We start from the raw sequence: 7,493 nt of genomic DNA on the forward strand, positions 1-7,493 counted from the left end.
CCGCCCGCCGTCGCCCCGTCGCCCTCCGCGTCGCCCGCGTCCGGCAAGCCGCGCCCCGGCCCGGACGCCGGCGTGGTCACCCGGGTCAACACCCTGCGCGCCGCGAACGGCTGCCCCGAGCTGGAGACCGACCCCCGGCTGACCGGGGTCGCCCAGCGGCACTCCGAGGACATGGCCGCGCGGGACTACTTCGACCACACCGACTCCTCGGGCCGGGGCGTGGGCGACCGGGTCGACGCCACGGGCTACGACTGGGCGGCCGTCGGGGAGACCATCGCGACGGGCATGAGCGATCCGGCCGCCGTCGTCGAGGAGTGGCGCAACAGTCCCGGCCGCGACGACGACATCTTCAACTGCGCCTTCGTCCACGTGGGCGTGGGCATCGCCGACTCCCCGCGCGGCCCCTACTGGACCCAGGTGCTGGCCACCCCGCGCTGAGCGGCCGGGCCCGTTGTCAGTGGCGGGTGCCAGACTCGGTGAGCATGGGAAACAGTGTGCGGCTCAGGGATGTCGGACCAGGGGACCTGGAGGTTTTCCTCGCGTACGAGCACGATCCGGAGGCGGTCCGGAGATCGCGCTTCGCTCCCCGGGAGCGGGAGGCGTTCATGGCGCACTGGACGACGAAGGTGCTGGGGGATCCGACCGTCCTCGTGCAGACGGTCGTCGTGGACGGCGAGCCCGCGGGGAACATCGTGGCCTGGTGGGAGGGGGAGCGGCGCTTCATCGGCTACTGGTTCGGCCGTCCGTACTGGGGCCGGGGCATCGGCACCGGGGCGCTGACCGCGTTCCTGGAGCGGGAGACGGCCCGCCCGTTGTACGCGGACCCCGCCGCCGGGAACACCGGCTCGATACGGCTGCTGGAGAAGTGCGGGTTCACGGCGGCCGGCACGGTGCGGTACGGGGAGGACGAGCACGTGGTCCTGGTGCTCGGCGCGGGAGCAGGCACGGACGCGGACGCGTGAGCAATCGTGGCCCGGCCCCGGGGTTGCCGGATCACGCTCCGGGCCGCTGGAGCGGCTTGGCCATGCAGATGCTGCTCTCGTACTCCCGGTAGTGGCCGAACTTCTCGCACACCGCGTAGCCGCTGGACGCGTACAACGCGATGGCCTCGGGCTGCTGGTCGCCGGTCTCCAGGACCATCCGGATCCGGCCGGCGGCGCGCGCGTCCTCCTCCAGGGCGGCCAGCATCCGCCGGGCCAGGCCCCTGCCGCGTCCCTCGGGGATCACGAACATCCGCTTGATCTCCGCGTCGCCGTCCCAGTAGCCCTCGGCGTTGCGGTCCTGGGTCCGCCAGCCACCGGTCGCCACCGGGCGTTCCCGCTCGTCGTAGGCGAGCAGGTACAGGCCGCGCGGCGGGAGGAACATCGAGGGGTCGAGCGGTGTGAGATCGCCCCCATCGCCGTAGCGCTCGTCGTATTCGAGCTGTACCTGGTCGTTGAGTTTGACGGCGTCGGGGTGATCGAAAGGCCGAGGCTGAATAATCATGCTAAATATCGTACATCTATGCGCTAGGTGGGGTGGGTACTGTTTCGGGATGCTCACAGTGACCTCCGTCAGTGGGCGACGAACGCTCGTGAAGATGGGGAGCATGTTTTGCTCACAGTGACCTCCGTGAATGTTAATGGGCTCCGCGCCGCCGCCAAGAAGGGCTTCGTCGAGTGGCTGGCGGGGACCGACGCCGATGTGGTCTGCCTCCAGGAAGTGCGGGCCGAGCTCGCCCAGCTGCCCGAAGGGGTGGGCACCCCCGAAGGGTGGCACACCGTCCACGCGCCCGCCGCGGCCAAGGGCCGCGCCGGTGTCTCGCTGTACTCGCGGCAGGCCCCCGAGCGGGTCCAGATCGGCTTCGGCGGTTTCGGGGTCCCCGGGGCGGAGGAGTTCGACACGAGCGGCCGGTACGTGGAGATCGACCTCCCCGGCGTCACCGTCGCGAGCCTGTATCTGCCCTCCGGTGAGGTCGGCACCGAGCGCCAGGACGAGAAGGAGCGCTTCATGGCCGCCTTCCTGCCCTACCTCCAGGGGCTGAAAGGGCGGGCGGCGGCGGACGGCCGGGAGGTCGTGGTCTGCGGCGACTGGAACATCGCCCACCAGGAGGCCGACCTGAAGAACTGGAAGGCCAACCGCAAGAGCTCCGGCTTCCTTCCCGAGGAGCGCGCCTGGCTGACCCGGGTCCTGGAGGAGGCCGCGTACGTCGACGTCGTGCGGCGGCTGCACCCGGACGTCGAGGGGCCGTACAGCTGGTGGTCGTACCGGGGGCGGGCCTTCGACAACGACTCCGGCTGGCGGATCGACTACCAGATGGTGACCCCGGGGCTTGCCGGGCGCGCGGTGAAGGCCTGGGTCGAGCGGGCCGCCACGCACGGCGAGCGCTGGAGCGACCACGCGCCGGTGACGGTCGTCTACGAGCGGTAGCGCGGGCAGTTACGCCTTCGGGGGCTGTGTGCCGTCCTCGCGGCGCAGCCTCCGGTCCAGGGCCATGGACAGCTCCGCGTCCACCACCGCGCGGGCCAGCGGCCGCAGCTGGGCCGGTTCGGTCTCGGCGGCGTGGGCATGGAGTACGCGTACGAAGATCTCGGCGAGCGCGTCCGCGTGCTCGCGGACGCGGCGGCCCGAGGAGAGCACAGTGGACAGCGGCACCCCTTCCCGTACGAGCTCGGCCGACACCTCCAGGAGACGGCGGCTGATGTGCACGATCTCGTCGCCGTCGGTGGCGAGATAGCCCAGGTCCAGCGCGGTGGCGAGGTTCTCGGGCGTGACCTCGCCCTCGAAGTAGTCCGCGAGCTGCTCCGGGGTGAGGCGGACCGGGGTCTCCTCGGTCGGTTCGCCCAGGCCCAGCACCTCGGCGACATCGCGGCCGCTCTCGAAGGTGGCGGCCAGGTCGGCGATGCCGTTGAGGGTGTGACCGCGCTCCAGCAGGCCGGTGATGGTCCGCAGTCGGGCCAGGTGGTGGTCGTCGTACCAGGCGATGCGGCCCTCGCGGCGAGGTGGTGGGATCAGTCCGCGCTCCCGGTAGAAGCGCAGGGTCCGCACGGTGATGCCGGCCTCCTTGGCCAGCTCCTCCATGCGGTATTCACGGTGCTCGCGTCCTTCAGCCACAGGGGCACCCTATGTTGTACCGCCGGTAACTTTCCTCGGTCCGCCCCCTACCCATCAGTACGGTCCTGCTCTACTCTCCGAACAATGCCAGTGATTGCTGGCAGAGTCGTGTGACGTACCGCGGGAGGCGGCAGCATGGCCCAGCAGGAGCACGTACGTGTGGCGGTGATCGGAACCGGATTCGGGGGCCTGGGGGCCGCCGTCCGGCTGCGCCGCGAAGGCATCACCGATTTCGTCGTCCTGGAGCGGGCCGACTCGGTGGGCGGCACCTGGCGCGACAACAGCTATCCCGGCTGCGCCTGCGACGTACCGTCCCACCTCTACTCCTTCTCCTTCGCGCCCAACCCCGACTGGCCGCGCACCTTCTCCGGCCAGGAGCACATCCGGGCCTACCTGGAGCGCGTCGCCGACACCTTCGGGCTCCGCCCGCACATCCGGCTGAACCACGAGGTGAAGCTGATGAGCTGGGACAAGGAGAACCTGTACTGGGTGATCGAGTCCGCCAACGGCACGACCCTCCGCGCGGATGTGGTCGTCTCCGCCACCGGGCCGCTCTCCGACCCCAAGATGCCCGACATACCCGGGCTCGACTCCTTCCCCGGCAAGGTCTTCCACTCCGCGCGCTGGGACCACGACTACGACCTGACCGGCAAGCGCGTCGCGATGGTCGGCACGGGCGCGTCCGCCATCCAGATCGTCCCGGCGATACAGCCGAGGACCGCCAGGCTCACGCTCTTCCAGCGCACCCCGCCATGGGTCATGCCGCGCATGGACCGCACGATAAGCAAGGCCGAGCGGGCACTGCACCGGGCCGTTCCCGTCACCGGCACGGCACGCCGTGGACTGCTTTGGGGCATACGGGAGTTGCAGGTCAGCGCCTTCACCAAGCACCCCGACCAGCTCGGCCTGGTGGAGAAGATAGCCAAGTCCAACATGGCGCGGGCGATCAAGGACCCTGCCCTGCGGGCCAAGCTGACCCCCGATTACCGCATCGGCTGCAAGAGGATCCTGCTCTCCAGTACCTACTACCCGGCCCTCGCCCAGCCCAACGTGGACGTGGTGGCCTCCGGGCTCGGCGAGATACGCGGCAACACGGTGGTCGCCGCCGACGGGAGCGAGGCGGAGGTCGACGCGATCATCTTCGGCACCGGCTTCCATGTGACGGACATGCCGATCGCGGAGCGGGTCGTCGGCGAGGAGGGCATCACGCTCGCCGAGTCGTGGAAGGGCGGGATGAACTCGCTGCGCGGCGCGACCGCCGCCGGGTTCCCCAACTGGATGACAATTATCGGCCCCAACACCGGGCTCGGCAACTCCTCGATGATCCTGATGATCGAGTCCCAGCTGAACTACATGGCAGACTACCTGCGGCAGTTGAACGTCCTGGGCGGGCGGGCCGCGCTCGGCGCCCGCGCCACCGCCGTCACCGGGTGGAACGACCGGGTCCAGCAGCGGATGAAGCGCACGGTGTGGAACACCGGCGGCTGCACCAGCTGGTACCAGGACGCGGAGGGCCGCAACACGACGGTCTGGCCGGGCACGACGGGTGAGTTCCGGCGGCAGACGCGTTCGGTGGACCTCGCGGAGTACGACGTCATACGGGCCGGAGCGGCGGGTGGTGCGCAGCGGGCCGCCGGGGCCGGGCGCGTGCCCGAACAGCCCGGCCGCACCGACCGCGAGACGGTGACCGCCGTTTCCGAAACCGAATCCGTCGCAGAGGCGGCCACGCGATGAGCCGCCTCCCGCACCGCGACACCGTACCGCCGGCGCCCGCGGCCGAGTTGACCGCGCGCTCCGCCGACGGTTCGCGGATCCACGTCGAACTGCACGGCCCCGAGGACGCCCCGGCCGTCGTCCTGGCCCACGGCTGGACCTGTAGCACCCGCTTCTGGGACGCCCAGATCCGTGACCTGGCCGCCGACCACCGGGTCATCGCCTACGACCAGCGCGGCCACGGGCTCACCCCCGAGCCGGGACCCGGCGGCTACAGCACGAACGCGCTGGCCGACGACCTCGAAGCGGTCCTCGCCGCGACGCTCGCCCCGGGCCGCAAGGCGGTGCTCGCCGGGCACTCCATGGGCGGGATGACGGTGATGGCCGCCGCCTCGCGCCCCGGACTGCGCGAGCACGCCGCCGCCGTCCTGCTCTGCTCCACCGGCAGTACGCGGCTGACCGCCGAGGCCCTTGTCCTGCCGCTGCGCGCGGGCGCACTGCGTACCCGGCTCACCACCGCCGTACTGGGCGCGAAAGCACCCCTCGGCCCGGTCACCCCGGTCTCCAGGAAGGTCCTCAAGTACGCGACGATGGGCCGGGGTTCGGCGCCGGACCGGGTCGACGCCTGCGCCCGCATCGTGCATGCCTGCCCGCGCCGCGCGAGGGTGGAGTGGGGCCATGTGCTCGCCGAACTGGACCTGGCTTCGGGCGTACGCGAACTGCGGGTGCCGACCGCGGTGATCGCCGGCACGGACGACCGGCTGACCCCGCCGGTCCACGCGCGGAACATCGCGGCCGCCCTGCCGGTCGGCCTGGGCCTGACCGAGCTGACGGGCATGGGGCACATGACGCCGGTGGAGGCCCCGGAGGCTGTCACGGCGAAGATCAGGGAACTGGTCACCCGGTACGTCGCCACGGGGACGGCCACCATGGCCGCGAAAGAGGATGTCGCATGAGCAGCAGGCGGAATCTGGAGGGCCAGGTCGTCGTCGTCACCGGCGCGGCCCGGGGCGTGGGCGAACTGCTCGCCCGCAAGCTGTCGGCACGCGGGGCGACGCTGGCGCTCGTCGGCCTGGAGGCGGACGAACTGAAGCACGTCTCCGAGCGGCTGCACGGCGAGAGCGACCACTGGTTCGCCGACGTCACCGACCACGAGGCGATGGCCCGGGTGGCGCGCGAGGTGAAGGAACGCTTCGGCAAGGTCGACGTCGTCGTCGCCAACGCGGGCGTCGCCTCGGGCGGCCCGTTCGCCGACTCCGACCCGGACGCCTGGCGGCGGGTCATCGAGGTGAACCTCATCGGCGGCGCGGTCACCGGGCGGGCCTTCCTGCCGGTGCTGATGGAGAGCCGCGGCTACTTCCTCCAGATAGCGTCGCTGGCCGCCATCACCCCGGCCCCGATGATGACCGCGTACTGCGCGTCCAAGTCGGGCGTCGAGGCCTTCGCGCACAGCCTGCGCGCCGAGGTCGGCTACAAGGGCGTCAAGGTCGGCGTCGGCTATCTCTCCTGGACCGACACCGACATGGTGCGCGGCGCGGACCAGGACGACGTGATGCGCGAGCTGCGCCAGCGGCTGCCGTGGCCGATGAACCGTACGTATCCGCTCGGCCCGGCCGTCGACCGGATCGTGGACGGCATCGCACGCCGCTCCCCGCACGTGTACGCCCAGTGGTGGCTGCGCGGGATGCAGTCGGTCCGCGGCTATCTGCCGTCCGTCATCGCGATCGGCGGGCAGCGCGAGATGCGGCGCTTCGAGCCGCGCCTCCACACCGTGTCGAAGGGCCTGGTGGGGGCCGGGGGAGCGGCGGACCAGGACGCGCGTGCGGAGCGCGCGGACCGTGGGTGACGGTGGGTAGTGGTCCGAAATGCGTGAGAAGTCGGGTCGTGCAACGCTGAGCACGGCCCCGCTGGGGACCACCCCACACGTACCCCCACGCATCCCACTGGAGTGAACAGCATGGGTATCGCAGACCAGTTCAAGGACAAGGCGCAGGAGCTCGCCGACCAGGCCAAGCAGAAGGCCGGTCAGGGCAAGGAAGAGGCCGAGGACCGGGCCTCCCAGGCCCGTGACCAGAAGTCGGACTCCTCCCCGGGCATGAAGGAACGTGCCCAGGACGCGGCGGACCAGGCGCGCGAGCGTTTTGACCGTTGACGGTCCTTGAGGTGTGACGCGTGCGCGCTGCGGTTCGCGCGTGCGTACGCGTCGCGTCAGGAGGCGCATCCGGGCGACCGGGTGCGCCTCCTTCTCGTCCCTGTGGCTTCCGTTCTTCCTGTTCTCTTCTGGCTGCCGCAAGGACCCGAGGCGTCTCGTGGGGCAACGCGAGCCGCAGCCCGTAGTGCTTCGAACCTGCGGAAAACCGACCCACCCCGGCTCTTGGGGCTCACCCTCCCGGGGCCCGGGCTCCTCTAGTCGGCGGCGGTCAGCCAGTGGTAGCGGTGCTCCGGGCGGCCCGTGGTGCCGTAGCGGAGGGCGACGCGGGCGTGGCCGGTGGAGACGAAGAACTCCAGGTAGCGGCGGGCGCTGACCCGGGACAGGCCGCTGTCGGCGGCGCACTCCGACGCGGACAGCCCTTCGGGGCGGGCGGCGAGGGTACGGCGTACGAGATCGGACGTCTGCTCGGTGACGCCCTTGGGGAGCCGGGCGCCGGCGGCCGGTACAGGGGCGGGCACGGGAGCGGGCGTGGACG

General features: G+C 71.3%; 9 protein-coding genes and 1 pseudogene. 7 read left to right on the top strand and 3 right to left on the bottom strand.

The features are described 5' to 3' along the window. Both B9S58_RS01690 and B9S58_RS01695 read left to right on the top strand, forming a co-directional pair. A partial coding sequence (locus tag B9S58_RS01690; protein WP_146063442.1) for a CAP domain-containing protein occupies window positions 1–438 on the top strand: 438 nt, incomplete at its 5' end. 44 nt (window positions 439–482) lie between these two features. Beyond that, entirely contained in the window at window positions 483–962 is a 480-nt protein-coding gene (locus B9S58_RS01695; RefSeq protein WP_181009144.1) for a GNAT family N-acetyltransferase, read from the top strand. Between the two features lie 31 nt (window positions 963–993). Here B9S58_RS01695 and B9S58_RS01700 read toward each other — a convergent pair whose 3' ends face one another. Continuing rightward, on the bottom strand, window positions 994–1,485 hold the full coding sequence (locus tag B9S58_RS01700) for a GNAT family N-acetyltransferase (RefSeq protein WP_103530379.1): 492 nt from the start codon (window positions 1,483–1,485) through the stop codon (window positions 994–996). 108 nt (window positions 1,486–1,593) lie between these two features. On the opposite strand from B9S58_RS01700, the gene B9S58_RS01705 reads away from it, so the two are divergent. Further along, window positions 1,594–2,409, top strand: coding sequence for an exodeoxyribonuclease III (locus B9S58_RS01705; RefSeq protein ID WP_103530380.1), 816 nt, complete (start codon window positions 1,594–1,596; stop codon window positions 2,407–2,409). Window positions 2,410–2,418: 9 nt separating this feature from the next. Here B9S58_RS01705 and B9S58_RS01710 read toward each other — a convergent pair whose 3' ends face one another. Further along, window positions 2,419–3,060: a MerR family transcriptional regulator gene (locus tag B9S58_RS01710; protein ID WP_103530381.1), complete on the bottom strand. Its 642-nt coding sequence runs from the start codon at window positions 3,058–3,060 to the stop codon at window positions 2,419–2,421. 168 nt (window positions 3,061–3,228) lie between these two features. On the opposite strand from B9S58_RS01710, the gene B9S58_RS01715 reads away from it, so the two are divergent. The 4 genes from B9S58_RS01715 to B9S58_RS01730 all read left to right on the top strand — a co-directional run bounded on the left by B9S58_RS01715 (window position 3,229) and on the right by B9S58_RS01730 (window position 6,958). Continuing rightward, window positions 3,229–4,827, top strand: coding sequence for an NAD(P)/FAD-dependent oxidoreductase (locus tag B9S58_RS01715; protein ID WP_103530382.1), 1,599 nt, complete (start codon window positions 3,229–3,231; stop codon window positions 4,825–4,827). Next, window positions 4,824–5,762: an alpha/beta fold hydrolase gene (locus B9S58_RS01720; RefSeq protein WP_103530383.1), complete on the top strand. Its 939-nt coding sequence runs from the start codon at window positions 4,824–4,826 to the stop codon at window positions 5,760–5,762. Before B9S58_RS01715 ends, B9S58_RS01720 begins: the two co-directional genes overlap by 4 nt. Beyond that, the gene (locus tag B9S58_RS01725; protein ID WP_103530384.1) at window positions 5,759–6,652 is read left to right on the top strand and encodes an SDR family oxidoreductase; all 894 of its coding nucleotides are present in this window, start codon (window positions 5,759–5,761) and stop codon (window positions 6,650–6,652) included. The genes B9S58_RS01720 and B9S58_RS01725 overlap by 4 nt, the downstream gene beginning before the upstream one ends. A 111-nt stretch (window positions 6,653–6,763) precedes the next feature. Next, a complete protein-coding gene (locus tag B9S58_RS01730; RefSeq protein ID WP_103530385.1) occupies window positions 6,764–6,958 on the top strand; it encodes a hypothetical protein in 195 nt (64 codons plus the stop codon). Between the two features lie 254 nt (window positions 6,959–7,212). Here the strand turns inward: B9S58_RS01730 and B9S58_RS01735 are convergent. Continuing rightward, window positions 7,213–7,493: pseudogene (locus B9S58_RS01735) on the bottom strand (two-component system response regulator); the annotation flags it as partial.

The organism is Streptomyces sp. SM11, from assembly GCF_002910905.1.
In the GTDB taxonomy this organism is placed as follows: domain Bacteria; phylum Actinomycetota; class Actinomycetes; order Streptomycetales; family Streptomycetaceae; genus Streptomyces.

Bases quoted from the DNA above. Each gene is read 5' to 3' on its own strand.
- B9S58_RS01730 (WP_103530385.1), top strand. From the start codon at position 6,764: ATGGGTATCGCAGACCAGTTCAAGGACAAGGCGCAGGAGCTCGCCGAC.
- B9S58_RS01695 (WP_181009144.1), top strand. From the start codon at position 483: ATGGGAAACAGTGTGCGGCTCAGGGATGTCGGACCAGGGGACCTGGAG.
- B9S58_RS01700 (WP_103530379.1), bottom strand. From the start codon at position 1,485: ATGATTATTCAGCCTCGGCCTTTCGATCACCCCGACGCCGTCAAACTC.
- B9S58_RS01710 (WP_103530381.1), bottom strand. From the start codon at position 3,060: ATGGAGGAGCTGGCCAAGGAGGCCGGCATCACCGTGCGGACCCTGCGC.
- B9S58_RS01715 (WP_103530382.1), top strand. From the start codon at position 3,229: ATGGCCCAGCAGGAGCACGTACGTGTGGCGGTGATCGGAACCGGATTC.
- B9S58_RS01720 (WP_103530383.1), top strand. From the start codon at position 4,824: ATGAGCCGCCTCCCGCACCGCGACACCGTACCGCCGGCGCCCGCGGCC.
- B9S58_RS01725 (WP_103530384.1), top strand. From the start codon at position 5,759: ATGAGCAGCAGGCGGAATCTGGAGGGCCAGGTCGTCGTCGTCACCGGC.